The 24,941-nt window shown below is 64.9% G+C and carries 24 protein-coding genes, 1 tRNA gene and 3 pseudogenes; 19 read left to right on the top strand and 9 right to left on the bottom strand.

Annotated features, from left to right (window positions below; genetic code table 11):
- Window positions 1-165: 165 nt before the first annotated feature.
- From LB525_RS22465 to LB525_RS22445, 5 genes and pseudogenes are all read left to right on the top strand, one after another.
- Window positions 166-1,416: pseudogene (locus tag LB525_RS22465) on the top strand (ABC transporter ATP-binding protein); the annotation flags it as partial.
- Between the two features lie 239 nt (window positions 1,417-1,655).
- On the top strand, window positions 1,656-2,711 hold the full coding sequence (locus tag LB525_RS22460) for an ABC transporter permease (RefSeq protein ID WP_224547286.1): 1,056 nt from the start codon (window positions 1,656-1,658) through the stop codon (window positions 2,709-2,711).
- Window positions 2,708-3,652 carry an ABC transporter permease gene (locus tag LB525_RS22455; protein WP_224547276.1) on the top strand — a complete coding sequence of 315 codons (945 nt, stop codon included), beginning with the start codon at window positions 2,708-2,710 and terminating at the stop codon, window positions 3,650-3,652. The genes LB525_RS22460 and LB525_RS22455 overlap by 4 nt, the downstream gene beginning before the upstream one ends.
- Before the next feature lie 328 nt (window positions 3,653-3,980).
- The gene (locus tag LB525_RS22450; protein ID WP_140544253.1) at window positions 3,981-4,130 is read left to right on the top strand and encodes a hypothetical protein; all 150 of its coding nucleotides are present in this window, start codon (window positions 3,981-3,983) and stop codon (window positions 4,128-4,130) included.
- Between the two features lie 199 nt (window positions 4,131-4,329).
- Entirely contained in the window at window positions 4,330-5,268 is a 939-nt protein-coding gene (locus LB525_RS22445) for an LLM class flavin-dependent oxidoreductase (RefSeq protein WP_224547274.1), read from the top strand.
- A 1-nt stretch (window position 5,269) separates the two neighbouring features.
- On the opposite strand, the gene LB525_RS22440 is transcribed toward LB525_RS22445, so the two are convergent.
- Both LB525_RS22440 and LB525_RS22435 read right to left on the bottom strand, forming a co-directional pair.
- Complete coding sequence (locus tag LB525_RS22440; protein WP_224547272.1) at window positions 5,270-6,190, bottom strand: sigma-70 family RNA polymerase sigma factor; 921 nt, start codon at window positions 6,188-6,190, stop codon at window positions 5,270-5,272.
- Window positions 6,191-6,281: 91 nt separating this feature from the next.
- The gene (locus LB525_RS22435) at window positions 6,282-6,596 is read right to left on the bottom strand and encodes a putative quinol monooxygenase (RefSeq protein ID WP_224547270.1); all 315 of its coding nucleotides are present in this window, start codon (window positions 6,594-6,596) and stop codon (window positions 6,282-6,284) included.
- A gap of 275 nt (window positions 6,597-6,871) precedes the next feature.
- Between LB525_RS22435 and LB525_RS22430 the strand changes: the two genes are divergently transcribed.
- On the top strand, window positions 6,872-7,063 hold the full coding sequence (locus LB525_RS22430; protein WP_224531985.1) for a hypothetical protein: 192 nt from the start codon (window positions 6,872-6,874) through the stop codon (window positions 7,061-7,063).
- Here the strand turns inward: LB525_RS22430 and LB525_RS22425 are convergent.
- Entirely contained in the window at window positions 7,026-7,700 is a 675-nt protein-coding gene (locus LB525_RS22425; RefSeq protein ID WP_224547268.1) for a cysteine hydrolase family protein, read from the bottom strand. The genes LB525_RS22430 and LB525_RS22425 overlap by 38 nt on opposite strands.
- 226 nt (window positions 7,701-7,926) lie before the next feature.
- On the opposite strand from LB525_RS22425, the gene exbB reads away from it, so the two are divergent.
- The 5 genes from exbB to LB525_RS22400 all read left to right on the top strand — a co-directional run bounded on the left by exbB (window position 7,927) and on the right by LB525_RS22400 (window position 12,531).
- Entirely contained in the window at window positions 7,927-8,853 is a 927-nt protein-coding gene (gene exbB / locus LB525_RS22420) for a tonB-system energizer ExbB (RefSeq protein WP_224547266.1), read from the top strand.
- Window positions 8,854-8,858: 5 nt separating this feature from the next.
- A complete protein-coding gene (gene exbD, locus LB525_RS22415) occupies window positions 8,859-9,365 on the top strand; it encodes a TonB system transport protein ExbD (protein WP_224547256.1) in 507 nt (168 codons plus the stop codon).
- Window positions 9,362-10,354, top strand: a complete 993-nt coding sequence (locus tag LB525_RS22410) for an energy transducer TonB (RefSeq protein WP_224547254.1) — start codon at window positions 9,362-9,364, stop codon at window positions 10,352-10,354. Before exbD ends, LB525_RS22410 begins: the two co-directional genes overlap by 4 nt.
- Before the next feature lie 182 nt (window positions 10,355-10,536).
- A complete protein-coding gene (locus LB525_RS22405; protein ID WP_224547252.1) occupies window positions 10,537-11,931 on the top strand; it encodes a multicopper oxidase family protein in 1,395 nt (464 codons plus the stop codon).
- Window positions 11,932-12,036: 105 nt separating this feature from the next.
- Window positions 12,037-12,531: a hypothetical protein gene (locus LB525_RS22400; RefSeq protein WP_224547250.1), complete on the top strand. Its 495-nt coding sequence runs from the start codon at window positions 12,037-12,039 to the stop codon at window positions 12,529-12,531.
- 33 nt (window positions 12,532-12,564) lie between these two features.
- Here LB525_RS22400 and LB525_RS22395 read toward each other — a convergent pair whose 3' ends face one another.
- Window positions 12,565-12,744 (bottom strand): hypothetical protein, encoded by a 180-nt coding sequence (locus tag LB525_RS22395; protein ID WP_095770049.1) that lies wholly within the window; start codon window positions 12,742-12,744, stop codon window positions 12,565-12,567.
- Between the two features lie 285 nt (window positions 12,745-13,029).
- Here LB525_RS22395 and LB525_RS28740 point away from each other — a divergent pair.
- From LB525_RS28740 to LB525_RS22380, 3 genes and pseudogenes are all read left to right on the top strand, one after another.
- Window positions 13,030-13,314: pseudogene (locus LB525_RS28740) on the top strand (hypothetical protein); the annotation flags it as partial.
- A gap of 498 nt (window positions 13,315-13,812) precedes the next feature.
- On the top strand, window positions 13,813-16,062 hold the full coding sequence (locus LB525_RS22385) for an AsmA family protein (RefSeq protein ID WP_224547450.1): 2,250 nt from the start codon (window positions 13,813-13,815) through the stop codon (window positions 16,060-16,062).
- A 211-nt stretch (window positions 16,063-16,273) separates the two neighbouring features.
- Window positions 16,274-16,606 (top strand): hypothetical protein, encoded by a 333-nt coding sequence (locus LB525_RS22380; RefSeq protein WP_224547248.1) that lies wholly within the window; start codon window positions 16,274-16,276, stop codon window positions 16,604-16,606.
- A 194-nt stretch (window positions 16,607-16,800) separates the two neighbouring features.
- Here LB525_RS22380 and LB525_RS22375 read toward each other — a convergent pair whose 3' ends face one another.
- Together LB525_RS22375 and LB525_RS22370 are read right to left on the bottom strand one after the other, a co-directional pair.
- Window positions 16,801-17,244, bottom strand: coding sequence for a hypothetical protein (locus tag LB525_RS22375; protein WP_224547246.1), 444 nt, complete (start codon window positions 17,242-17,244; stop codon window positions 16,801-16,803).
- Between the two features lie 176 nt (window positions 17,245-17,420).
- Window positions 17,421-17,496 (bottom strand) — tRNA-Ala (locus LB525_RS22370).
- Between the two features lie 166 nt (window positions 17,497-17,662).
- Here LB525_RS22370 and LB525_RS22365 point away from each other — a divergent pair.
- Together LB525_RS22365 and LB525_RS22360 are read left to right on the top strand one after the other, a co-directional pair.
- Window positions 17,663-17,962: a YggT family protein gene (locus LB525_RS22365; protein WP_095770068.1), complete on the top strand. Its 300-nt coding sequence runs from the start codon at window positions 17,663-17,665 to the stop codon at window positions 17,960-17,962.
- Window positions 17,962-18,274: pseudogene (locus tag LB525_RS22360) on the top strand (DUF167 family protein). The gene LB525_RS22365 and the pseudogene LB525_RS22360 overlap by 1 nt, the downstream one beginning before the upstream one ends.
- A gap of 394 nt (window positions 18,275-18,668) precedes the next feature.
- Here LB525_RS22360 and LB525_RS22355 read toward each other — a convergent pair.
- From LB525_RS22355 to LB525_RS22345, 3 genes are read right to left on the bottom strand one after another with little or no spacing between them, the layout of a single operon-like run.
- A complete protein-coding gene (locus LB525_RS22355; protein WP_224547244.1) occupies window positions 18,669-19,550 on the bottom strand; it encodes a MurR/RpiR family transcriptional regulator in 882 nt (293 codons plus the stop codon).
- A gap of 9 nt (window positions 19,551-19,559) precedes the next feature.
- On the bottom strand, window positions 19,560-20,627 hold the full coding sequence (locus tag LB525_RS22350; RefSeq protein ID WP_224547242.1) for an ABC transporter ATP-binding protein: 1,068 nt from the start codon (window positions 20,625-20,627) through the stop codon (window positions 19,560-19,562).
- 2 nt (window positions 20,628-20,629) lie between these two features.
- Window positions 20,630-21,400, bottom strand: coding sequence for an SDR family NAD(P)-dependent oxidoreductase (locus tag LB525_RS22345; protein ID WP_224547231.1), 771 nt, complete (start codon window positions 21,398-21,400; stop codon window positions 20,630-20,632).
- A gap of 171 nt (window positions 21,401-21,571) precedes the next feature.
- Here LB525_RS22345 and LB525_RS22340 point away from each other — a divergent pair, with 171 nt between their 5' ends.
- The 3 genes from LB525_RS22340 (at window position 21,572) to LB525_RS22330 (ending at window position 24,893) form a co-directional block, all read left to right on the top strand.
- Window positions 21,572-22,804, top strand: a complete 1,233-nt coding sequence (locus LB525_RS22340) for an ABC transporter substrate-binding protein (RefSeq protein ID WP_224547229.1) — start codon at window positions 21,572-21,574, stop codon at window positions 22,802-22,804.
- Between the two features lie 398 nt (window positions 22,805-23,202).
- Window positions 23,203-24,072: a carbohydrate ABC transporter permease gene (locus LB525_RS22335; RefSeq protein ID WP_224547227.1), complete on the top strand. Its 870-nt coding sequence runs from the start codon at window positions 23,203-23,205 to the stop codon at window positions 24,070-24,072.
- Complete coding sequence (locus LB525_RS22330; RefSeq protein WP_224547225.1) at window positions 24,069-24,893, top strand: carbohydrate ABC transporter permease; 825 nt, start codon at window positions 24,069-24,071, stop codon at window positions 24,891-24,893. Before LB525_RS22335 ends, LB525_RS22330 begins: the two co-directional genes overlap by 4 nt.
- The last annotated feature ends 48 nt before the right edge of the window (window positions 24,894-24,941 follow it).

The raw sequence follows: 24,941 nt of genomic DNA, 5'->3' as shown, positions 1-24,941 counted from the left end.
GGGTGGCCCGCAGGGCCGGGAGGGGTCGCCCGCGATGCGCTCCATCCTTTTCATCAACGTCGAGGCGGTTGAGGCGACCCCTCCCGCCTCGCTTCGCTCGGCACCCTCCCCTCAAGGGGGAGGGATACCAGCGCAGGAGCACCCTTGTCCGCCCCACTCATTGAAATGCGCGGCATCACCAAGAGCTTCGGCGCCGTCAAGGCGAACGAGGCCGTCGACCTCAGCGTCGCACCCGGCGAGATTCTCGGGCTGCTCGGTGAGAACGGCGCCGGCAAGACGACGCTGATGAACGTGCTGTTCGGCGCCTATGCGCCGGACGCCGGCGAGATCCTGGTCGAGGGCAGGCCCGTTGCTATCCACAACTCCGCCGACGCCCTGGCCGCCGGCATCGGGATGGTGCACCAACATTTTCACCTCGCGCCGCGCCTCACGGTGCTGGAGAACCTCCTGATCGGCATTCCCGGCAAGTCCGGCCGCATCGACCGTGCTCGCGGGCTTGCCCGCCTGGACGAAATCAGCCGGCAATATGGCTTGAGCCTCGACCCGAACCTGCCGGTCTCGGCGTTGTCGGTCGGCGAGCAGCAGCGGCTGGAAATCATCAAGGCGCTGTTTCGCGGCGCCAGGCTTTTGATCCTCGATGAGCCGACGGCGGTGCTGGCGCCGAGCGAAGTGGACGGCCTGTTCGCCGCCCTGCGCTCGATGGCGGCGCAAGGGCTCGGCATCATCTTCATCTCGCACAAGCTCAACGAAGTGCGGGCCCTCACCCATCGCTGCGTCGTGCTGCGCCACGGCAAGGTCGCCGGCCGCGTCGACCATCCGGCAAGCACCACGTCGGCGGAAATGGCCAAGCTGATGTGCGGCCACGAGATTGTGCCGCCGGTCAAGCAGGCTTCGACGCCCGGCGCCGCCGTGCTGACGCTCGACCGCATATCCACTTCCGCTCATGCCGGCACGCCGCTGCGCGAGGTCTCGCTTTTCGTCCGTGCGGGCGAGATCCTCGGCATCGCCGGCGTTTCCGGCAACGGCCAGCGTGCGCTCGCCGACATCATTTCCGGCATGCTGCCGCCGAAGGCTGGCACCATGATGATAGCCGGCAAACCGGTGATGCAATTTTCGCCGCGCGAGCTGCAGGCGCTCGGCCTCGGCCGCATCCCGGAAGACCGGATGACCACCGGCCTCGTCACAAACCTGCCTTTAGCCGATTCCATGGTGCTGCCGCGTATCGGCACCGAGGCCTTCAGCCGCAAGGGCCTGCTCAACCCGGCCGCCATCCGCGCCTTCGCCGAGCAACAGATCAAGGCCTATGACATACGCTGCCCCGGACCGATGGTGCGCGCCGGAGCGTTGTCCGGCGGCAATCTGCAGAAGGCGCTTCTTGCGCGCGAGCTCGCCTTCGACCCCAAGGTGCTGATCGTCTCGCAGCCGACGCGCGGCCTCGACATCGGCGCTGCCCGCTTCATCCACGAGAAATTCCTCGCCATGCGCGCCAAGGGCTGCGGCATCATCGTCATCGGCGAGGACCTCGAGGAATTGCTGATGCTCTCGGACCGCATAGCCGTGATGTATGAGGGCCGCATCGCGGGCACGCTTCCCAGCGCGGATGCCACCGTCGCAAGGCTCGGCCTGATGATGACCGGCGCGGAGGGGCACGCCTGATGTTCCGCCTCGAAGCCCGCACCTCGACGCCCGCCTGGTTCAACCTCGCGCTGCCGCTGGTCGCCATCGCCGCCACACTGATCCTGTGCAGCGGCCTGATCGCGATTGCCGGCGCCGGCGTCGTCGAGGCCTATGGCGTGATGCTGTCTGCATCCCTCGGCGACAGCTACGCCGTCACCGAGACGCTGGTGCGCGCCGCCCCGATGATCTTCACCGGCCTTGCGGTGGCGATCGCCTTCCGCGCCAAATTCTGGAACATCGGCGCCGAGGGCCAGCTGCTCGCCGGCGCGGTGGCAAGCTGCTTTGTCGGCGCCATCCCGATGCCGGGCTATCTCGCTATGCTGCTGATGGCTCTTGTAGGCGCCACCGCCGGCGCTCTCGTCGCGCTGGTGCCGGCGACATTGCGCATCAAATTCAAGGTCGACGATGTGGTCAGCTCGCTGCTCCTCAACTCGGTCATCTATTACGCGCTGATGGCGCTGATCGAGGGGCCGTGGAAGGACACCTTCTCCGGCTATCCGATCTCGCCGCCGATCGAGGACTCGGCCAATTTCCCGGTGCTGGTCGAGGGCACAAGGCTGCATCTCGGCGTGGTCGCAGCGCTGATCGCCGCACCCCTTTGCTGGTTCCTTATCGCGCGCACCACGCTCGGCTTCAGGATCCGTGTCACCGGCGAGAACCCGGAAGCCGCCCGCTATGGCGGCATCAACGTCCAGCGCGTGCTGCTTTCCACCGCGCTGCTCTCCGGCGCGCTGGCCGGTCTCGCCGGCGTCGGCGAGGTCGGCGGCGTCCACTTCCAGGTGATGAGCGACATCTCGCCGGGCTACGGCTATTCCGGCATCGTCGTCGCCATGCTCGCCAGGCTCAACCCGCTCGGCGTGGTGCCGGCGGCGATCTTCCTGGCCGCGGTCATGACCGGCGCCGAGGCGATGTCGCGCGCCACCGGCGTGCCGGCTTTCTTAAGCGACGTCATCCAGGGCACGGCGCTGCTGGCCATGCTGGTGGCGCTGCTGTTCACCGCCTACCGCATCCGCCGCGTGGGAGCGCAAACATGAGCGCGGTGTTCGAGCAGATCTTCCAGGTCGGCTTCCTCGCCGCCATCATCCGCATCGCCACGCCGCTCGCCTTCGCCACGCTTGGCGAAATGTTTTCCGAGCGCGCCGGCGTGCTCAATCTCGGCATCGAAGGCATCATGCTGCTGTCGGCGATGGCCGGCTTCACCGCGGCGAGCCTTGGCGGCAGCCTGTGGCTTGGCGTGCTGGTGGCCGTGCTGGTCGGGGCGCTGATGGGCGCGCTGCATGCGCTGTTCACCGTGGCACTGGGCCTCAGCCAGCATGTCTGCGGCATCGGCGTGACGCTGTTCTCATCCGGCCTTGCCTATTTCCTCTACCGGCTGATCTTCGGCCAGCAATCGGTGCCGCCGAGCATCGACGGCTTCAAGCCGGTGCCGATCCCGCTGCTTTCGGACATCCCGATCCTCGGCCCGGCGGTGTTCAGCCAGTTCACGCTGGTTTATCTGGCGATCATCGCCATCCCGCTCGCCGCCTTCGTGCTCTACCGCACGCCATGGGGGCTGTCGGTGCGCATGGTCGGCGAGAATCCGCGCGCGGCGGACTCGGCCGGCGTCAGCGTGATCGCCACGCGTTTTCAGGCGGTGATCCTCGGCGGCGCTCTGATGGGCCTTGCCGGCGCCTTCCTCACCATGGCGCAGTTCAACGCCTTCACCTTCGGCGTCGTGTCCGGGCGCGGCTGGGTGGCGATTGCGCTGGTCGTGTTCGGCCGCTGGGATCCCTGGCGCTCGGCGGGCGCGGCGCTGCTCTTCGCCTTCGTCGACGCGCTGCAGCTCAGGATGCAGGCGAGCGGCCTCGGCCACATCCCCTACGAAGCCTTCCTGATGCTGCCCTTCATTTTCACCATCGTCGCCATGGCCTTCATGTCGCGCAACGCGGTCGCGCCTTCGGCGCTGCTGAAGCCGTTCCGACGGGAGGAGCGTTAGGCGGGTGGCGCCCTTTCCTCTCCCTCCGGAGGGAGGAGAGGTGGCGTTGCGAAGCAGCGACGGAGTAGGGGAACCACATCGCAACCGCCGCAAGCGAAAGGGCACTCGGCGCACGAATCTCCTTGCACCGCGCCGGAGTCGACCCCCCACTCCGTCGAGCGCCTGCCGTTCTGGAACGAAAAACCTGGAACCGGGTATGCCGCTACCGGGCGAGAATGAAAAACCACAGATTGCATCCTCCCCAAAAATTTGTTCCAGAAACTGCTCAAAAATAGCAATCGACAAAGTCTACTAACTTTATAGATTAACGGTCGACGGAGGATCGACCATGTCCTACATTCAGAACGCCCAACGCAAAGGCCAGAGGCTTGCCGCCGACCAGAGCTGGAGGCCCGCCTATGGCGGCACGTTCGCCTACCTCGTCTTTGCGCTTGCCTTCGTGTTCACCGGCGCCGTCGTTTTCGGGATCATCCCCTGACTGAGCCGGGGCCAGAGCAATTCCAGGAAAGTGCGATCTGTTTTCCGTCCGGAATTGCGTAAAAACAAAGGCCCCGCCGTCCAATAATCTGAGTTGAGAATCGGAGCTGAAGAAGGCCGTCGCGCTGTCGCGCGCCGACGAGATGGATTTGACTCGGGGGTTCGGAGCGGGGCGGCCCAACGTGATGGAGGAGATGGCAATGCCGATCGAGTTCACGCATGTTCCAGACAAGCCTGCCAATGGCAGCTTTTTCTATGATTTCGCCGAGACGGCGACCAAATTGTCGCTGATCGAGGATTCCGGTTTCCGCAAGCTGGTGGTGGACGATCCGGCCGGACTGCTTGCCAACATGGACATCGCCGCCCAGACGCTCGACCGCACCGGCTCGCTGGAGGTGGTGCTGACGCATTGGGCCGGCGTTATCGAGCCGACGGTAGCGGCCAGGCAGCTCGCAGCGCTCGACCGCAGAGGCGGGGGGCGTCTGTCGCTTCGCATGCTGAGCGAGCCGCTGGAAGACAGCGATGCCGAGGCACGGCCGGTCGGCCACGCCGTCGTGTGGCAGCGCATCGACGAATATCTGGTGCTGCTGAAGCGCCTGTGGTCGAACGACAGGCCGTTCGACCATGAGGGCGCCTTCTACAGCGTGCGCGGCGGTTTCGTGCCGCGCAAGGGTCCGCACGGCGCCGATCTCGTCATCCGGCTCGGCGGACAGTCGGGCACCGCGCTGAAGGTCGCCGGCAAGCATGCCGATGTCTTCGAGCTGGCCGCCGGTTCGCCCGACGGGGTGAGGCAATTGATGGAGCGCGCGCGCAGCGCCGCCGCCGAGCACGGCCGCGGCGGCAGGCTGCGCTTCGCGCTTCCGGTCCGCATCCGCCCGGACGGCTGGACGGGCGCCTCGGATCACAAGGCGGTCGAGATTGCCGGGCCGCCGGCGCGGCTCGCCTTGGCGCTGTTGCCCTATGCGGCGCTGGGAGTCGACGAGTTCATGATCGGCGGCATCGACCGCCTGGGCGAGATCGCCCGCATCGGGCGCGAGACGATCGCGCTGGTCGCGAATTCGCTGGCGCGACGCGAGACGGAGGTCCCGCAGCCGGGTGCGTTTGCCTCACACCTTTTTGCGCAACGCTGCGCGTCCTAGACTAAGGTCGCTCCGCGTCGGAATAGTCCAGGCCGTCCATCACGTAATCCGCGAACAGGAAGTCGCGGATGCCGGCGATCCGGCCGTTCTCCCAATCGATGAGGATGAAATAGCGCGGCGGTCCGTCCGGACGCTCCGGGCTGGTGACCAGGATGGCGGGCCGGCCTTCGACGAGGCCGGCCGTGAAATGCCAATGCGTCTCGTCGGCATAGCGGCCGAAATAATTGCCGACATATTCCTTGCCGTCGGCGCGCAGGCGGTTGACCAGCTCCAGCTTGACGTCCTCGGCCAGCAGGCCGCGCAAGGCATCGAAGTCCCTGGCGTTGAAGGCGGCCACATAATCGCCGAGGCGCCGCATGTCGTGTTGGTCGAGCGCCGGGCGGGGCGGCGCGATGCGCGGCGCGGCCGCCAGCTTGCGCAGGCTCTCGCGGCCCCGCTGCAGCGCGCCTTTGATCGCGGTCTCGGAAGTTTCAAGGATTTCGCCGATCTCCTCCAGACTGTGTCCAAGCACATCCTTCAGCACGACCGTGCATCGTTGCGCCGGCGGCAGTTGCATCAGTTCGGCCAGGCTCGCCTCGGCGGCAATGCGAGCATCCAGCGCCGAGTTCTGGTCGGCGATCGTGTCGAGCTCGACTTCGCTTTCGCGTCCCCGCAAGCGGGCCCGCTTGCGCAGGAAGTCGAGGGCGGCGTTATGTGCGATGCGAAACAACCAAGGCTCGGTCTTGTCGGGCATGTCGCCATTCCTGATCGCCACGAAGCTTTTTGCAAAAGCCTCCTGGACAATGTCTTCGCCATCGATGACCGATCCAACCATGCGCGACGCGTAGCGGTGCAGCTTGGCTCTCAGCAAGGCGGCATCGCGCTCGAAGGCGCGAAGCCTGGTTTCGGTCGCCGCAACGGACTGATCGTGCGAACCGGTCACGCGTGCTCTACCTCTTTGTTTGACGCAATTCCGGACAGAAGGTCGGCGAAGGCGCCGAACCTAACCGTTTCACACTTTTCCTGGAATTGCTTCAGTTCTCCACCCCGCCCGTGTGGGAATAAGTCGTGTGGCCCATCATGGTCTCGCCGGAGGCGAGCTCGACGATGCTCTTCATGTATTCGCCGAAGCGGGGATCGCCGCGGAAGGCCGCGATGTCGTCCGCCGAACGCCATTGCGAGATGTTGGCCACCTTGCTGCCGTCGCCGCCGACGACCACGGATGACGACAGCGAGCCAGGCTGCCTGCTGAAGAAACTCCTCGTGCCCTCGGCAAGCATGTTGGCGAGTTCCTGCTGCTTGCCCGGCTTGGCGGTGAAGACGTTGATCAAGGTCACTGTGGTCGACATGGCTTGGCTCCGTTCGTCCTGACGGCGGAGGCCGTCTTGGCTCTCGCACCCGTTACGACGCTCAAGACGAAGCCTGAACCGAAAACGGAACGGTACATGCAAAAGTTTTTCGGCAATCAATCAAGTTCGCGATCCGGACGCTGCCATGGACCTATATCGAGCGGCCGCCGCGCCCGTGAGTTCAGAAAAATTTATCCTCGCCGTTCCAAAAGCCATCCGCGTTTCGTCTTGGTGAGTGTCGGGTTGCATCCCGGCATCAACCAAGGGAGAAGCAAATGTCGATCCTGTCATCCATCGCTCGCATCGCGGGCGAATACACCGCGACCCGTGCCCGCTATCGGGCAGCGCGGACGCTCTATCTGCTGCCTCTCGACATCCGCAAGGATATCGGCTGGCCGGAACCCGGCGATCCGCGCGATCCCGAAATCCTCAGCTCGCCACGCTCGCGAGCCGTGATAGCGCGCTGATGACGGCCGCCGAATCCGCCAGCGCGCCGAAGACGCCGTCCTCGACCGTCACCATATGCAGCGCGGCTTCATGCGCATACCGGTCGCCGCTGGCGCAGGCGTCCGAAATCGTCAGGCACTGGAAGTTGCGGTCGCAGGCCTCGCGCAGCGTGGTGTGCACGCACACATCCGTCGTGCAGCCGGTGAACATCAGATGCGTGATGCCGCGCGCCCGCAGAATGAGCTCGAGATCCGTGTGGGTGAAGGCGCTGTTGCAGGTCTTGTCGATGATGATGTCCCCAGGCGCCACCTCGATGTCGGAAACGATCTGGAAACCTGGGCCGGAGCGCAGCAGGACATCGGTGCCGTCGAGGCCGGCCCGCTTGCGGCGCCATCTTTCGTAAGACGTCATATCGGCCATGTCGGCGCGATAGCCTTGCCTGGTGTGGATGATGGTGAGGCCGGCGGCGCGGGCCGCGGCAATCAGCCGGTTGACCGCCGGCAGGATGGCTCGCAGCGGCGACGGATCGTAGCCCTTCCTGGCGAAGTAGCCGGTCGGCGAGAGGAAATCCTCCTGCAGGTCGATCGCCAGCAGCGCCGTGTGCTGCGGCTCCAGCCTGCCGTCATAAGGGAAATCGAACGGTATCGCCTTGATCATTGGCTGCCAGCTCTTCTTGCTCCATGCGCATCGTGCCCGGCAACCGTCTTGCGGTCCAGGCCCGCAGCGTGCTCAGGCGGGCATAGGCACATTATGAATTGTGGAGCAACATAGTCATCTTTATAGTTGACTCGAAAACTCATGTTTCATAGTCACCCGGCACGGCTCGCCCTGCGCCTGTCTGTATGGCGGCCGCCGCATTGCAATGATGAAGCGAGGACGAGCCTTGTCCCGAAACAGCCTCTTGGCGGCGCTGGCCGCGTCGCTCATTCTTTCGGCCGGTGTCGCCGCGGCGCAGGGACGATCGCCTGCGCCGGTCGAGCAGGCGCCGGCCGCTCCAACCCTGCAGACGCCCCCGGCGCAGGCGCCCGCCGCCACGTCGGTCGCTCCAGGCATCCGGCCGGCTGCGAACGGCGCCATGAGCGAAGAGCCTTCCATCTCGCTGATGCTGCCGCACGACCTGTCGCCCTGGGGCATGTTCATGAATGCCGACATCGTCGTGAAGGCAGTCATGGTCGGGCTGGCCTTCGCTTCCCTCGTCACCTGGACGATCTGGCTCGCCAAGTCGCTGGAGGTCTTCGCCGGCAAGCTGAGGGCCCGTCGCGCCGCCGATGCGATCGGCAACGCCGCGACGCTGATGCAGGCCGGCCGGGAGCTTGGCCACAGCGGCGGTCCAGGTGCGCTGCTGGTGCGGGCGGCGGAAGAGGAACGCGCGCTATCGGCCGGCGCGCTCGATCATGCCTCCGGCGACGGCCTGAAGGAACGCGTCGCCTCCAGGCTTGCGCGCATCGAGGCGGCGGCGGCGCGGCGCATGTCGCGCGGTACCGGCCTGCTCGCCACCATCGGCTCGACGGCGCCCTTCGTCGGCCTGTTCGGCACCGTCTGGGGCATCATGAACGCCTTTATCGGCATCTCGCAGGCGCAGACCACCAACCTCGCCGTCGTCGCGCCCGGCATCGCCGAGGCGTTACTTGCCACCGCCATGGGCCTCGTCGCGGCCATTCCGGCGGTCGTCATCTACAACGTCTTCGCACGCTCGATAGCCGGCTACAGGCAGATCCTCGCCGACGCTTCCGCCGGCGTCGAGCGGCTGGTCAGTCGCGACCTCGATTTCCGCACTGTGCCGCAGGCGACGGCCATGGCGGCGGAGTAGCGGCGATGGCGGCGCGCATTCGCGAGATCTCCGGCGACGATCTTGAGGAAAGCCACGACATCAACGTCACGCCGTTTATCGACGTCATCCTGGTGCTCCTGATCATCTTCATGGTCGCTGCACCGCTCGCCACGGTCGACGTCAATGTCGACCTGCCCGGATCGACGGCTACGCCCGCGCCGCGGCCCGAGACACCGCTGTTCCTCACGCTGAGAAGCGATCTGACGCTCGCGGTCGGCAATGACAGCCTGCCCCGCCCGACCTTTGCCGCTGTGCTCGACAGCCGCACCAAGGGCGACAAGCAGACGCGCATCTTCCTGCGCGCCGACAGGACGGTCGGCTATGGCGACCTGATGGAGGTGATGAACCTGCTGCGTAGCGCCGGCTATCTCAAGGTCGCGCTGGTGGGGCTCGAAACTACGTCGGGCAGTGCTGGCGGACCGGCCGAGTCTGGAGCTCCGGCAACTGGTGTAAACTCGGCGTCGGCTCCGGGTGACGGTTCAGCGCCATGACGGTCGCCGCGCTTTCCCGCATTTCGCAGCCGCGCTTCGGCGCGCGTGAGGCCGGCCTGTGGACGAGCGCCGCCGCGATCATTCTGGCCGCGCATGTGGCGGTTGCCTATGCGGTGCAGAATCTGAGCTTCGCCGAGATGCAGGATGGCGGTCCGCCGCCGGCGCTGGCGGTCGAGATGGCGCCGCTGGCCATCGCCCCCGCCGTGCCGGAAGAGGCGGCGATGCCGGACACGGTGACACCGGAGCCGCCCGATGCGGCGGAGGAGACGGAAAAGCCCATCGACGCGAAATCGGTGATCGACCCGGCGCCGGTGGCCGAGCAGACCGAGCCCGTCGCTGAACAGCCCCTCGATACCGACGACACGCAGGAGGCCAAACAGGTCGCTCCCGCCGAACAGGCCGTTGCTGCCCTGAGCGAGGGGCCGCCGCTGGACGAGCCCGTGCCCGACCTTGTCGAGGCGATCGCGCCGGACGTCGTCATTCCGCTGCCGGTACCGAAACCTGCGGAAGCGGAGATGAAGGCGCAGAGACCGGTCGAAGCCAGGAAGAAGGCCGAGAAAAAACTGGTCGAGAAGCCGAAAGAACGGGTGAAAAAGGAAAAGGCGCCACCGCCAAAGGCGACGACCACCGCCAGCATCGACGCCAAGGCGGCGGCGAAGGCGGCAGCAACCCGGTCCTCGGATGCAGCGCCGCGCTCCAGCGTCGGCCCGTCGCGCTGGAATTCCAGCCTGGCGGCGTGGATCAGGCGGCACACCCGCTATCCGAGCGCGGCGCGCTCCAGGCGGGTCGAGGGCACGCCGAGCGTGACCTTCACGGTCGACACCTCCGGCAGGGTGGTCTCGGCCCGGCTGGCGCGATCCTCGGGCGATGGCGATCTCGATCGTGCGGCGCTCGGCGCATTGCAGGGCGCCTCGGTGCCGGCGCCGCCGGCGGAGCTCGGCGCCCGCGTCACCCGCACCGCGCCCTTCGTCTTCAGCCTGCGGGACTAGAGCAATTCCAGGAAAAGTGTGGGCGGTTTTCCGTCCGGAATTGCGCAAAAACAAGGAGATAGGGCGTTTCGCCGTTTCCATGAAACGGTGAAACGCACTAGGCCGGCGCGCCGGATGGTGGTAGGCGGCTCACTGGTTCAGCTCAATTCCAACGGCCGAGGCATCCTGCCGACGGAAACCATATGACGACATTCACGCGCCGCGCCTTTCTCAAAACCACAGCTGCCGCAGGCCTGGCCGGCATCGGCGCCGCGACTATCGGCAGATTGGCCGGCTTTGCTGCCGCCAAGTCGGCCCCGCTGATCCTGAAAACCGCGAACATCGAGGCGCAGCTGATGGACGGCGCGCCGACGAAGAATGTGCTGACCTACGGCGAGGCCGGCATGCCGCCGGTCGTCAGGATGAGGAAGGGCGAGCCGTTTGCCGCGCGCTTGATCAACGGCATCGACGATCCGACGACCATCCACTGGCATGGCATCCGCGTTCCCAACAAGATGGACGGCGTGCCGTTCCTTGTGCAGCCCTATGTCTATCAGGGCGACAATTTCGACTATGAATTCACGCCGCCCGACGCCGGCACCTTCTGGTACCACCCGCATTGCAACACGCTGGTCCAGATGGGCCACGGCCTGACCGGGGTGATCGTGGTCGAGAACCCGAAGGACCCGATCTTCGACATCGAGATGGTCGTCAACCTGCGCGACTGGCGGCTTGGCGACGACGGCCAGTTCATCGAGCCGTTCCGGCCGCGCGACGCGGCCAAGGCCGGCACCTTCGGCACGGTGCGCACCGCCAATTGGCAGGGCCAGCCGCAATTCGATGCGCCGGCCGGCGGGCTGGTGCGGCTGCGCGCGGCCATCACCGACGTCACCCGCATCTATGCCTTCCGCGTCGACGGCGCCGAGGCGACGGTCATCGCGCTCGACGGCAATCCGGTGCCGCAGCGTTTTACGCCGGATGCCTTGCAGCTGGGGCCTGGCCAGCGGCTGGAGCTTGCCATCCGCATGCCCGACGAGGAGGGCGCGATCGTCAGCCTGCGCGATGTCAGGGGCACCAAGCCGAAAATCCTGGCGACGCTGCGCTCGGTCGGCAAATCGCTCAAGCACGATCTGCGCGATCTCGGCCCGCTTGACGCCAATCCCGTGTCGGAGGTGGACCTGACAAGCGCCAAGCGGATTCCCCTGGCGCTGAGCGCGACGGCCGAGAACGTTGCGGCCGACGGCATTTGCGGCTCGCTCGGCTACAGTTTCTGGGCGATCAACAAAGTGCCGTGGCCGGGCGACACTCCGGACCCGACCGCGCCGCTCGCCGAACTGAAGCTCGGCCAGAGCTACATCATCGACATGGAGAACCTGACCCCGCACGCGCACCCGATCCATTTGCACGGCATGAGCTTCAAGGTGCTGTCGTCATCGACCAGGGCAGTGCAGCCGCTAATCTCCGACACCTATCTCATTCAGCCCGACGAGAAGGTGCAGCTCGGCTTCGTCGCCGACAATCCCGGCGACTGGCTGCTGCATTGCCACATCATCGAGCACCAGAAGACCGGCATGACGAGCTACTTCCGGGTGGTATGAGCGCATCGGCGCGGAAGGCGTCGGCATTCCGCGGGTTGACGCGTTTGGCCGATTGCCTAGGTAGGCAGGAGGGCGCTGGGGCGGCACACAACTCCGACCGACGGCATGACATCCTTGCATATTCGAAAACTTGCCTTTGTTGCGGCAGGCATCTCCACCCTGTCGTCCTGCGTCATCCCCGACGATACGTCGAGCATCGCCAAGGTCGACGCCACCACGGCCGCTGCCCGCAAGGAGATGGTCGGTCTCAGCGAGGCCGATGTCCGCATGTGCGCCGGCTTTCCGACCGCGACGGCCGACACGGGGCCTTCCGGTCAGATTTGGACCTACCAGCGCACCGTGCAACGCGGCAATCTCAGCATCGCGGTGCCGACAATGGCCGTGGGCGCGATTCCCGCGGTCGGAGGGTCGGTCAACGTCGCCCCCGGCGGCTATTGCAATACGCAAATACGCATGCTCAACGGCCACGTCGCAGAGGTAGCCTATGCCGGCGACAATAACTTGCCGAACAGCCGTGACGCGCTATGCGTCAGCACCGTGGACGCCTGCGTGGCCTATGCGCGCCAACGCAATCACAAAGCAACACCAGTCTCCAGGTGAGTGGGACGAGGCCGGTCCGAGACTCCGCTTGTGTCAGCGTCCTCCGGGGTGAATGGCGCCGGGCTCCTTTTCGGAGGCGTCCGGCGAGACATGCGGGCCCATGTCCCTGCGGGTTTCGGGCGGCGGGACATCCATCAGGTTTCTGACCTTGGCATTGTTGTGCGCGTGGATGATGGCGCGGCTGAAATGGAGCAGGGTTCCGAGCACTGACATTGGCACTTCCTCCATTGAAATGGCTGATATGTCGGCGGCGGATGCCGGAAAATGCGCCTAGTCTGTTTCACGGGAATGGCTCGGAAACCGGCTGATCGTTTCCAAACCCTCTGGTCTGGAAACACTTGCCTGCAAATGGCTTCGATCGCGGCGAAAGAGCCGACGGTCCCTGGAGTAGTGCGAAATTCGTCGGCGCGAAGCCCGTGTTTCGGCAGGATTCAGTCGGACGCCAGAAGCATGTATGTTTAACGATACTGATTCTTCCGATCATTTTGGCGGGTCGATGTGAGAAAAATCGTCGCTGCACTCACCGTAGCTGTTGTTCTTTCCGCCGGGCTGCTTTTCCTTGTGCCCGCTCTTGTTTCAATCGACTGGGTTCGTGCCGAATTGAGCCGGCAACTGTCATCCGCAACCGGAATGACAATTCGGCTGGACGGACCTGTCAGACTATCGCTGCTGCCCAAGCTGGCGGTGGTCGCGGACGATATCTCGCTTTCGACCGGCACGGGCGATATCGCGATATCCGCTCCGCGGCTCTCGACTTCGATAACGCTGTCGTCGCTGTGGTCGAAAAAGCTCGAGATACAGTCCGTCGCGCTGGCGGATCCGACAATCGCGCTCAAGGCTTCGGCAAACGCGGCGTCAGCTCCGGAACCGAAGGATGTACAGGCCGATCCGTTCGCGGCGGTTGTCGATACGCTCGAGCGGCTGGCGATCAACCAACTGACGATAACGAACGGCACCCTCACCTCAGGCGCGTCGACCGGCAATTCCGCTGAGGTGACGGCAATCGACGCCGATCTGAGGGTTCCGGACCTCGACCGGGAGGTCTCGTTTTCATTGGCCGGCACCAGCGGCGGCCGTCGCGTTGAAATGAGCGGGAGCCTTTCCGCCTTGAGGCCGATCCTGAAACGGCTGCCGGCCCAGATCGCCATCGAGGCGCGTCTCGATCCGGCGCCGGTTGCCAAATTCTCTTCCTTGCATGCCAGTGGAGAGATCCAGCTCAACGGGAACGGCAGTTATCAGATCAAGGGCGGAAAGTTCGATGTCGGCGACCAGAGCTTCCAGATGGACGCGCTCTTTCAGCCCGGGGCGCGGCATCGCTTCTTCGCCGACCTGGCGGCAAAGCGCGTCGATATCGACGCCTTGAGCGATATTGGAAAGGATGGTTCCAGCGCGGGCAAGGTTTCGGCCGGCTCCGGCGAGCCCGACCTCGCGATGCTCTCTGCGTTCGACGCCGACATCAGCGTCGCCATCGATGAATTGGTCGGCGGCAAGATACGGGCTTCCGATGTCCAGCTCGCCGCGACGCTGCGCGACGGACATATCGAGGCAAAGCTGGAGCACTTCGGCCTCGATGCGGGAAGCGTTACCGCGAAAGCCTCGACGAATGTCGGTGAAACGCCTCCGACCATACGCGGCAATATTGCGAGTTCAGGGCTGGATATCGGCTCTGTAGCGAAGCTGGCCGGACAATCCGTGCCGTTGTCCGGCAAGCTGACCGCCGATATGGGGTTCGCTTTTCGCGGACTCACCGCAGAGCGCATACGCAGCAGCGTCAATCTGCAGGGAACGGTCGGAATTCGGGAAGGCAAGCTTCCGCTCGCAGCACTTGCCGAGGCCCGGACGGCCGACGACATCACCGGGCTCAATCTTGACGCGAAGGTTCACGATGTCGGCAAGCCGGTCGATTTGACGGGCAAGCTCGTCTGGCGGAGACAGGCCGTGACGTTCAAGTCCCAGCTCGCGCCTGCATCCTTTCTGGCCAGCGGCTCCGTTGCCGATGCGTCCGGGCCGATCAGCCTTTCGGTTTCGTCCAAATACCTCGAAGGCAGCATAAGCGGCGCTGCCGGGGGTGGCGGCACGTTCAAGGGTCAGGTTTCGGTCACATCGGCCTCGGTCGACAAGCTCATGCAATGGCTGGGGCAGAGTGCTTCCCACGGTCTGCGAGACTTTGCCTTCAAAGGTGACGTGGACGCCGGGCGAGGACAGCTTTCCTTTCAGAAAGCCTCTGTTGCCTTGAACGGCGTCAAGGCGTCGGGCCAGGGCTCGATGAAACTTGGGGCGCCCCTCAACATCCGGACGTCGCTCAATTTCGCGAAGCTTGACTTCGCGGCGTTCGCCGGCGGCGGCGAGCCTGCCACGGGCGGAAAGCAGAAGCCGAACGGCGCCACCGACGCGCCGATCGATCTCTCCTTCCTCAAGAGAATTGACGCCAAGGTGGACATCCAGGCCGACAAGCTCGGCTATGGAAAGGTCTTCGCCGGGCCGGTGGCCACCACTCTGGTGGTTGCTGATGGCAAGGCGCACCTGAACGTGCCGCAAAGTCCCTTCTACGGCGGCACGATTGCCGCGGAGATGACAGCCGACGGCTCGAAGGACGCCGCTTCCCTGACCCTGAACACTGCGATCGCCGGCGCGGCCGCGGCTCCCTTGCTCCATGACGCGGCGGATTTCGACCGCATCGAAGGAACGCTCAATGCGACCGTCGCGGTTTCAGGTTCGGGAAAGACCACGAAATCGCTTGCCCGCTCCCTTGGCGGCAAGGCGGCGGCAAAATTCGGCGCCGGTGCCTTCCGCGGCATCGACATAGCAGAGGTCTATAACAACCTGGTCGGGCTGCTTTCCAGCGGCTTCAAGCAGGATCAGACCAAGAAGACGACGTTCACCGAACTCGGCGCCTCTTTTGCCATCGAGAACGGCGTCGCGCAGACGACGGACATCAGCCTGCTGGGTCCGCTGGTACGAATGGACGGCTCAGGCAAGATCGACTTCGCCGACCAGACGCTCGACATCCGTCTCAACCCCCGCGTCGTTGCCTCGCTTGCCGGGCAGGGAGGCGACGTTGCCGTGAAGGGCATCGGGGTGCCGATCGTGGTCCAAGGCCCGCTGTTTGCGCCTCGGGCCTATCCGGACCTGAGCGCATTGGCCAAAGACCCGCAGGGCGCGCTGGATATGTTGAGCCGCCTTGGGCTGCCGACCGGGAAACTCAATCTCGACAAGCTGATCCCGGGCCAAACGGGCTCGAACGGCGACGGTTCCGGCAAGGGAGCGGCGGATCTGATCGGCGATCTTCTGCGCAACGCCGCACCCCGGCCCAAAGCGCCGCCCGCGGCTCCGGAACCCGCCGTGGCGCCAGACACCGGCAATACGGATAATGCGCCGCCGCCAGGTTCGAACGCCGGCGGCGAGGCCGAAGCAGAGATCACCGCGCCGGCGGCTGAACCCGCTTCCGCCGACCCGCAGGCCGCCCCTGTTTCGCCCGAAGCGCCAAAGAAAGGGGAAATCGACACGCTTCTCGATCAGCTGGCGAATTAGCGTTATGGGATGCGTCGGGTCGCCAAGGATTGCGTGAAGGACACCGGCGGCTCCGTGGACTTCAAGCCTGAAGGCGGGTTTGGGCATACCGGCGCAATACATGATCTAACGCTCATATGTGCGGCCGCAAATCAAAGTGATCTCGGCCGCCGCAAATCGTACCCAATCAGGACGTTCTTCCGGCCTTAATCTGCACAGATTGGAGAGGCCGATGAAATTGTCTGTTCTTGCCCTTGCCGGCACCATGCTGGCGGTGATGCCAGCGGTCCACGCGGCACCAATGATTGGCATGCCGGCCAGAAATGGCCTGGTGCAGCAGGCGCATGTCACATGCGCCTACCTGACCGAGGACGGCTACTGCGTGCGGCCGCACAAGAAGCATAAATACTGGAAGCGCCACCACTACGACCGGCCTGCCTACCGCACCGATGAGCGTCAGCTACCGGACGAGGATTACTGGCGCTATCAGCGTCCGCGGCCGATCATCCGGGTCGTTCCCGACTATCCGCAGGACGAAGACAATTGGGATGACTGGGACGATTGAGGCGAGCCGCCCTTCATTGGCAAGCGGGATGCCTGCAGGCCTGCTATTCATCAGAGCGGACACCCCGCCATTGGTCTGGCAGGTCGGCGGAGAGGTCGATGAAACTCGCCGCCTGGCCTGCCCGGCGCGATCTTTGCGCGCCCGGGCGGCGCCCGAACCGGCCCGTCCCGGAATAACGGACGGAGCCGGGGCTCCTACCTCTTCAGCGCGATGCTCATGCCGCTGAGGTCGGCGTTGACCTGCAGGCCGACCTGCCGGCCGGTGAGCTCGAGCTGGGCGCCCTTGTCATTGGTCATGACGATCACCTGGGCGCCTCTGCCGAGCGCGCCGCCACCGCCGGCCGCGCCGTAGACGCCCGTCACATCGCTGGCGCGTCGGATGTGGCGCACCCTGCCCTGAAAATAGGTTTTGGATGCGCCGAAGGCCAGGCCGCCCGAGATGCCGCCGATCGAGATCGGATAGCGTTTGCCATGGAAGGTCAGCGAGCCTTCCCCGCCGGAACCCCCGATGAAGAAGGCCGCCTTGTAGACGGAGAAGCGGATCGTGCCGCTGTCGGCATGCGCGGCGCTGGCAATGCTGACGCCGGCGGCAGCGATGGCCGCAACCGCGACTGAACGGAACCTGGACGAAATCTGCATGATGGTGACCTCCTCGCACATCGCCGCTTACCCAGCCGGCCGGGGATATCAGCTTCAAAAGTATAGCTGAACCGTCTTGCCCCGCCATTGGTTCCAAGCGGCGGCCCGAAATCCGGCTGTCACAAAATGCTGAGGGAGGAGGCCGAAGCCGATGAGAAGCACATGCGTGTGCTGGCTGGTGGAGCTGAGGGGGATCGAACCCCTGACCTCATCATTGCGAACGATGCGCTCTCCCAGCTGAGCTACAGCCCCGTTCCAGCGGATGGGCTTGTATCGGTCGCGGCCGTTTGATGTCAAGGCGAAAGACCGGGCCGGCACAAGCGCCGTGGTGGGGCGGGCCTTGCCCGCACGCCAAGCCCGCGGGCCTTGCCCGCTCGCCAAGCAATGGCTACATGTCGGCGACAATTTGGAGACCGGCATGATCGCCCTTATTCAGACCATCGTCATGGCGCTTGATATCTACTGGTGGATCATCATCGCCTCGGCGATCTTTTCCTGGCTCTACGCCTTCAATGTCGTCAATTCGCGCAACCAGTTCGTCGGCAGCGTCGGCAACATGCTCTATCGGCTGACCGATCCGGCATTGCGCCCGATCCGCCGCTTCATGCCCGATCTCGGCGGCATCGACATTTCCCCGATCATCCTGCTTCTGATCATCTTCTTCATCCGGCAGTTTCTGGTCACCACCGTCTGGTCCTGGGTCGTGGCCGGCGGCTGATGGGCACGCCGTTCCGGCTGCGCGAGAACGGCATCGACCTCTTCGTGCGGCTGACGCCGAAAGCGGCGCTCGACCGGATCGACGGCGTCGAGACCGCTGCCGACGGGCGCAGTCATCTTAAGGCCCGCGTCCGCGCACGGCGCCGCCAATCAAGCGCTGGAACGGATGCTGGCCAAGGCGCTGGGTGTACCAGTGTCGGCCGTTTCGGTGGTTGCCGGCGGGACATCGCGACTGAAGACGCTGCGGGTCGTGGGGGAAGGGGCCGAGCTGGCGAAAAGCGTCGAGGCTCTTTCTAAGCAATCGAAGATCTGAGACGCAGGCGGGACGGCGCCCCCTCTGTCCTGCCGGACATCTCCCTCGCTTGGCTACGCGATGCACACATCTTCTGTGACTGGCGCGACTGATCAGGCCGAGGCTTGATTGCCACGTGGTTCCCCCAATCCGTCGCTGCTTCGCAGCGCCACCTTTCCCCCCTCCGGAGGGAAAGGAAGGGAGTGTCGCTGGACGGGCGTTGACGGCAAAAAGCTTGGCGCCTTTCCTCTACCCCGTCGATCGGGGGAGAGGTGGCTCGGCGAAGCCGAGACGGAGTGGGGGTCGACCAGCGCTACATGAGGGGCGCGGAAGCTGCCAATCGGGAAGATGCCCGGCAGGGCAGCGGGGGGCGCGAAGGATCGCCAATCTCGGCGGCGCAAGCCGCTGCAACCGCTCAATCGCCCAGCGGCAGTCTCGGATCGTCGACCTTCAGCGTGTTCACGCTCTGCTTTATGCGGCGCAGATTCTCCAGCACTTTCGGCCCGCGCGCTTCCGCCACCGTGGTGGCGATCATGTCGAGGATGGCAAGCAGCGCGTAGCGCGACGAGGTCGGCTTGTAGATGTTTCCGTCCTCGACGGACTGCAGAAGGATGACCGTGTCGGCGACCTTGGCCAGGGCCGAATCCGGCGCGGTGATGGCAACGGTCGCCGCACCATATTGCTGCGCAACCTCGACCGCCTCGATCACCGAGCGCGCATAGCCCGAGACGGAGAAGGCAAGCATTGTCGTCTCGGGCGTCGCGACGGCGGCATACATGCGCTGCAGCTGGCCGTCGGTCTGGGCGAGCGCCGACAAGCCGAGCCGGAACAGCCGGTTCTGCATCTCGGTCGCCATCATCGAGGAGATGCCGCCTGAGCCGATGCACAGCACATTGCCGGAGCTCGCAATCCGGGCGGCGACGTCCATCACCGTCGTCATGTCGAGGTTTTCGCTGGCGCGCTGGATGGCGGCGATCGCCGCCTCGGTGATCGCCGAGGCGATGCGCTGCTCGCGCGCGTCGCGGCTGAGCGGCTCCGGCGACAGATACTGGCCGCCGATGGCGATCGCCTGCGCCAGGTAGAATTTGAAATCGCGCAGGCCCTCGCAGCCGAGATTGCGGCAGAAGCGGGTGACGGTCGGCTCGCTGACGCCGACGCGCGCGGCGATCTCCGAGATCGCGGCCTTCGAGGCGAAATCGAGATCGGAAAGCACCAGTCCGGCCAGCCGGCGGTCCGACTTGGTGCCGTCCTGCGATATCAATTGCAGGCGGGTGATGATGTCGGCCGGGGTCTTCATGTCATCATCTCACAGCGGCAGGCCCGTCGCCTTGTCGAAGAGGTGGATGTTGCGCGGGTCGACGCTCACCGGCAGCCGGTCGCCGGGCTTCACCTGCAGCCGGTCGCGGAACACCGCGCGCACCGTGTCGTCGCCGACCGAGCCATAGACATGCGTTTCCGAACCGGTCGGCTCGACGACGTCGACCTTGATGGCGAGGGCATCGTCGCCGGCGCCGACGAGGAAGTGCTCGGGCCGGATGCCGACCTCGACCGTGTCCCTGCCGGACGCGGCCTTGCCCGGGAGCGCCAGACGGCCGCCGCCCGTCGTCTCGAACCAGGACTTGGCTCCGGCGGTCTTCAGCGCGCCGGAGACGAAGCTCATCGAAGGCGAGCCGATGAAGGCGGCGACGAATTTGTTGGCCGGCCGGTCGTAGAGCTCCAGCGGCTGCCCGACCTGCTGGATGCGGCCGCGATCCATCACCACGATGCGGTCGGCCATGGTCATCGCCTCGATCTGGTCGTGGGTGACGTAGACGATGGTCGATTTCAGCCGCTGGTGCAGCGCCTTGATCTCGGTGCGCATCTGCACGCGCAGCTGCGCGTCGAGATTTGAAAGCGGCTCGTCGAACAGGAAGACCGAAGGCTCGCGCACGATGGCGCGGCCCATGGCGACGCGCTGGCGCTGGCCGCCCGACAATTGCCTTGGATAGCGGTCGAGATAGGAAAAGAGGTTGAGCACGCCCGACGCCTTCTTGACCTTGTCGTCGATCGCGGCGCGCGTCTCGCCGCGGATCTTCGGGCCGAAGCCGATATTCTCCGACGCCTTCAGATGCGGGAACAGCGCGTAGGACTGGAACACCATGGCGATGTTGCGTTTCTGCGGCGGCAGGTCGTTGGCGCGCATGCCACCGATGACGAGGTCGCCTGAGGTGATCGTCTCCAGACCTGCCAGCATGCGCAGCAGGGTTGACTTGCCGCAGCCGGACGGGCCGACCAGCACGACGAACTCGCCGGTCCGGATGTCGAGATTGATGTCCTCGAGTATTTTGTGCTGGCCATAGGATTTCGACAGGTTGCGGAACTGGACGTCGGTCATGGTCACGCTCCCAAAATGTCGTCGATGAAAGGCAGGTAGCCGGCTGTCAGTCCCGCGTCCACGGGGACCACGGCACCTGTTATGCCGGAAGCGCGCTCGGAGGCAAGGAAGGCGACGGCCTCCGCCACTTCCGACGCGTTGACGATGCGGCCGAGCGGGTAGAGCCGCTTCAGCCGGCCTAAGATCTCGGGGTCCTTTGCCAGGCGATGGTCCCAGGCGGCGGTGCGGATCGAGCCCGGACAGACGACATTGGCACGCAACCCGCTGCGGCCGAGCTCGACGGCGATGGATTTGGCGTAGGCGTTGATGCCGGCCTTGGCCGCCGCATAGGCCGGATTGCCGAAATGCGAAATCGCGTTGACGGAGGAGATGAAGACGACGCTGCCCGAGCCGCGCTCGGACATCGCCTTGACGAGCGGATCGGCGAAGGTCATCACGCCGGTCAGATTGAGGCCGAGCTCCTCTTCGATTTTATCCGCCGTCAGCGCCTTCAACGTTTCGGCGCGCGTCCAGCCGGCATTGTTGATCAGGATATCGGGAACGCCGTCCTTGTCGAGCAGCGCGGGTATCGCCGCTTCGATCGAGGCCCGGTCGAGCAGGTTGAAGACATGGCGCGACGCGATATGCGGGCTGGCCAGAGCTTCCACCGACTGGTCGCAGCCGACGACGCGCGCGCCGCGCTCGGCTATGAGCTCGACGATCGCCGAACCGAGGCCGCCGCCGGCGCCGGTGACGACAACGGTTCTGCCCTCGAAATCGGCCTTTGATGCCACGATGCGCGCTCCTCCGCCGTGCCAGACAGCGACGGAACGCTATCCAACAAAATGTAATTTAGCAACATGATAAACTGCTTGCATTGGGCATTACCCTGGATAATGTAGGAAAGTAACATAAATCCTGTGCCTCTAGGCCAGGCGCGAATGCGCATCAATGGGAGAGATCAGATGAGCCTTGCGAAATGGACTGTCGGCCTGTTGGCCGGAATGAGCATGCTGGCTTTTGCGGCACCTGCCGGTGCCGGCGAGGTGCGCGTCACCGTCGCCGAGTACAGCGCAAAGACCGGCCCCTATTTCGAGGAGGTCAAGAAGGAGTTCGAGGCGGCCAATCCCGGCATCACGATCAAGTATGAAGTGGTGCCCTGGGACGTGCTCCTGCAGAAGCTCACCACCGACATCACCGCCGGCACCAATGCCGACCTTTCGATCATCGGCACGCGCTGGCTGATCGACTTCGTCCAGCAGGATGTCGCCGAGCCGCTCGACAGCTACATCAAGCCGGAGTTCAAGGACCGCTTCATCGACACCTTCCTGCAGCCCTCGATCATGGACGGCCACACCTACGGCCTGCCGATTGCGGCTTCGGCCCGCGCCATGTATTACAACAAGGAGCTGTTCGAGAAGGCAGGCATCGCCAAGCCACCGGCCACCTGGAGCGAGCTGCAGGAGGACGCGCGCAAGATCAAGGCTCAAGGCGCCTTCGGCTACGGCCTGCAAGGCAAGGAGATCGAGACCGACGTCTATTACTACTACGCGATGTGGTCCTTCGGCACCGAAATCCTCAACAAGGACGGCACCTCCGGTCTGAGCACGCCCGGCGCGCTTGAGGCCGCCAAGCTTTACAAGTCGATGATCGACGAGGGGCTGACGGAACCGGGTGTCACCTCCAACAATCGCGAGGACGTGCAGAACCTGTTCAAGCAGGGCAAGGTCGGCATGATGATCACCGCGCCGTTCCTGTCCAACCAGATCAAGGAAGAGGCGCCGAAGCTGAAATACGGCGTCGCGGCGATCCCCGCCGGCCCGACCGGCGCGCGCGGCACCTATGGCGTCACGGATAGCATCATCATGTTCAAGAACTCCAAGAACAAGGACGAGGCCTGGAAGCTGCTCGACTTCCTGTTCACCAAGGAGCAGCGCGCCAAGTTTACGCAGGGCGAAGGCTTCCTGCCGGTGAACAAGGAGGAGGCCAAGATGGACTATTACGTCAACAATGCCGACCTCGCCGCCTTCACCGCGCTTCTGCCCGACGCCCGCTTCGCGCCGGTTATCCCCGGATGGGAAGAGATCGCCCAGATCACGTCGGACGCCATGCAGAAGATCTATCTCGGCAGCGCCACGCCGGAAGCGGCCTTGAAGGAGGCCGCCGACAAGGCCAACGCCGTCCTGACGAAGAAATAGGGCGTATCTCCCTGCGCCCGTGGCGCGCTCCACCCGTCGGAGCGCGCCACACTTTCCCTGCCTCCTTCCTCTCCCTCCGGAGGGGGGAGAGGTGGCTCGGCGAAGCCGAGACGGAGTGGGGGAACCACCTGGCCACCGCCGCGAGCCGACTTGCGAAAGACACTCCGCGCAAGCATCGCCTCGCCTTGCGCCAAGGGTCGACCCCCACTCCGTCGAGCTTCGCTCGACACCTCTCCCCCGATCGACGGGGGAGAGGAAGGGGCTCTTCCGCAACTGCCGCGGAGGACAGGCAGACAGGTGAGGGGCGGCGCCTGGAAGGAATTCGAAACTGAGCGCCTGGCAAGACAGATGAGAATTGGCACCCCCTCGAAGCCGCGCAACGCGATACAAACCAGCCGATGCAAAATCGTTTCCTGCCCTATCTGCTGACGCTGCCCAGCCTGTTCCTGGCGGCGGTGGTGATCTTCTGGCCGGTCTGGGACCTGATCCAGATCTCGACGCATGACGTCAACCGCTTCGGTCAGTTGCGCGAGTTCAGCGGTCTCGCCAATTTCGCGGCGCTCGCCGCCGATCCCGATTTTGTCGCCGCGCTCTGGCGCACCGCGCTGTGGACGGTGCTGGTCGTCGGCGGCGCGCTGCTTTTGTCGATCCCGGTGGCGATCATCCTCAATACCGACTTCTACGGCCGCGGCCTCGCCCGCGTCATCATCATGCTGCCCTGGGCGGTGTCGCTGACCATGACCGCGGTGGTCTGGCGCTGGGCGCTTAACGGCGAAAGCGGCATGCTGAATTCGGCGCTGATGAAGCTCGGCCTGATCAGCCAGAACATCCAGTGGCTGGCCAGCGCCGAGACCGCCTTCCCGATGCAGGTGCTGATCGGCATATTGGTGACGGTGCCGTTCACCACAACGATCTTCCTCGGCGGCCTGTCCTCGATCCCCGACGATCTCTACGAGGCGGCGGCACTCGAGGGCGCGACGCCCTTGCAGCAGTTCCGCGAGATCACCTTTCCGCTCCTGAAGCCGTTCATCAACATCGCGATCGTGCTCAATACCATCTATGTCTTCAACTCCTTCCCGATCATCTGGGTGATGACACAAGGGGGGCCGGCAAACTCGACCGACATATTGGTGACCCATCTCTACAAGCTCGCCTTCCGCATCGGCAAGCTGGGCGAGGCTTCCGCCGTGTCGCTGGTGATGTTCGCGATCCTGCTCGTCTGCACCATGATCTATGTGCGCCTCGCCATGCGGGAGCAGCGCGCATGAACGGCAAGTTGAAACGCACCATCATCGCCTGGCTGCTGCTTGCACCGTTGGTCGCGGTGACGATCTTCCCCTTCGCCGTGATGTTCCTGACCGCCGTCAAGCCACGCACCGAGGTGTTGACGCCCACCTGGTGGCCGAGCGAATTCCGCTGGTCGAATTTCGCCGACATGTGGGTGGCGACCGGCTTCGGTCAGGCGCTGCTCAACTCGCTCTATGTCTCGGCGCTGGCGACAATCGGCGCGATCCTGATCTCGGTGCCGGCCGCCTACGCCATGTCGCGCTTCCGCTTTGCCGGCTATGGCGCCTTCCGCCAGTTCCTTTTGATCTCGCAGATGATATCGCCGATCGTGCTGGTGCTCGGCCTGTTCCGGCTGATGGCAGCCTGGGGGCTGGTGGAGAGCACCACCGCGCTCGGCTTCATCTACATGGCCTTCAACGTCGCCTTCACGGTCTGGATGCTGCAGAGCTATTTCGACACCATCCCGCGCGACCTCGAGGAGGCGGCCTGGATGGAAGGCGCCGGCCGTTGGTTGACGCTGCGCAAGGTGTTCCTGCCGCTCTGCCTGCCGGCGATCGCGGTGACGGCGATCTTCACCTTCATCAATGCCTGGAACGAGTTCGTCGTGGCGCTCACCATGCTGCGCAGCCAGGAAAGCTACACGCTGCCGATCCAGGTTTTCTCGCTGGTCGCCGGCCGCTATACGATCGAATGGCACCATGTCATGGCGGCCACGCTCTTGGCGACCTTGCCGGTGGCGATCCTCTTCATCTGGCTGCAGCGCTACCTCGTCCGCGGATTGGCGCTCGGCGCGGTCAAATAGCTATCCCCGCAATTCCAGGAAAAGTGCGCAGCGGTTTTCCGTCCGGAA

This window comes from Mesorhizobium sp. CA16, assembly GCF_020165175.1.
GTDB lineage: Bacteria > Pseudomonadota > Alphaproteobacteria > Rhizobiales > Rhizobiaceae > Mesorhizobium.
The sequence above is the reverse complement of the archived record's forward strand: the minus strand, read 5'-3'. Positions and strand labels throughout refer to the sequence as shown.

Bases quoted from the DNA above. Each gene is read 5' to 3' on its own strand.
- LB525_RS22350 (WP_224547242.1), bottom strand. From the start codon at position 20,627: ATGACCGACGTCCAGTTCCGCAACCTGTCGAAATCCTATGGCCAGCAC.
- LB525_RS22335 (WP_224547227.1), top strand. From the start codon at position 23,203: ATGCAAAATCGTTTCCTGCCCTATCTGCTGACGCTGCCCAGCCTGTTC.
- LB525_RS22400 (WP_224547250.1), top strand. From the start codon at position 12,037: ATGACATCCTTGCATATTCGAAAACTTGCCTTTGTTGCGGCAGGCATC.
- LB525_RS22445 (WP_224547274.1), top strand. From the start codon at position 4,330: ATGCCGATCGAGTTCACGCATGTTCCAGACAAGCCTGCCAATGGCAGC.
- LB525_RS22430 (WP_224531985.1), top strand. From the start codon at position 6,872: ATGTCGATCCTGTCATCCATCGCTCGCATCGCGGGCGAATACACCGCG.
- LB525_RS22395 (WP_095770049.1), bottom strand. From the start codon at position 12,744: ATGTCAGTGCTCGGAACCCTGCTCCATTTCAGCCGCGCCATCATCCAC.
- LB525_RS22405 (WP_224547252.1), top strand. From the start codon at position 10,537: ATGACGACATTCACGCGCCGCGCCTTTCTCAAAACCACAGCTGCCGCA.
- LB525_RS22330 (WP_224547225.1), top strand. From the start codon at position 24,069: ATGAACGGCAAGTTGAAACGCACCATCATCGCCTGGCTGCTGCTTGCA.
- LB525_RS22365 (WP_095770068.1), top strand. From the start codon at position 17,663: ATGATCGCCCTTATTCAGACCATCGTCATGGCGCTTGATATCTACTGG.
- LB525_RS22460 (WP_224547286.1), top strand. From the start codon at position 1,656: ATGTTCCGCCTCGAAGCCCGCACCTCGACGCCCGCCTGGTTCAACCTC.
- LB525_RS22435 (WP_224547270.1), bottom strand. From the start codon at position 6,596: ATGTCGACCACAGTGACCTTGATCAACGTCTTCACCGCCAAGCCGGGC.
- LB525_RS22380 (WP_224547248.1), top strand. From the start codon at position 16,274: ATGAAATTGTCTGTTCTTGCCCTTGCCGGCACCATGCTGGCGGTGATG.
- LB525_RS22450 (WP_140544253.1), top strand. From the start codon at position 3,981: ATGTCCTACATTCAGAACGCCCAACGCAAAGGCCAGAGGCTTGCCGCC.
- LB525_RS22355 (WP_224547244.1), bottom strand. From the start codon at position 19,550: ATGAAGACCCCGGCCGACATCATCACCCGCCTGCAATTGATATCGCAG.
- exbD (WP_224547256.1), top strand. From the start codon at position 8,859: ATGGCGGCGCGCATTCGCGAGATCTCCGGCGACGATCTTGAGGAAAGC.
- LB525_RS22425 (WP_224547268.1), bottom strand. From the start codon at position 7,700: ATGATCAAGGCGATACCGTTCGATTTCCCTTATGACGGCAGGCTGGAG.
- LB525_RS22410 (WP_224547254.1), top strand. From the start codon at position 9,362: ATGACGGTCGCCGCGCTTTCCCGCATTTCGCAGCCGCGCTTCGGCGCG.
- LB525_RS22385 (WP_224547450.1), top strand. From the start codon at position 13,813: ATGGACGCGCTCTTTCAGCCCGGGGCGCGGCATCGCTTCTTCGCCGAC.
- LB525_RS22375 (WP_224547246.1), bottom strand. From the start codon at position 17,244: ATGCAGATTTCGTCCAGGTTCCGTTCAGTCGCGGTTGCGGCCATCGCT.
- LB525_RS22340 (WP_224547229.1), top strand. From the start codon at position 21,572: ATGAGCCTTGCGAAATGGACTGTCGGCCTGTTGGCCGGAATGAGCATG.
- LB525_RS22455 (WP_224547276.1), top strand. From the start codon at position 2,708: ATGAGCGCGGTGTTCGAGCAGATCTTCCAGGTCGGCTTCCTCGCCGCC.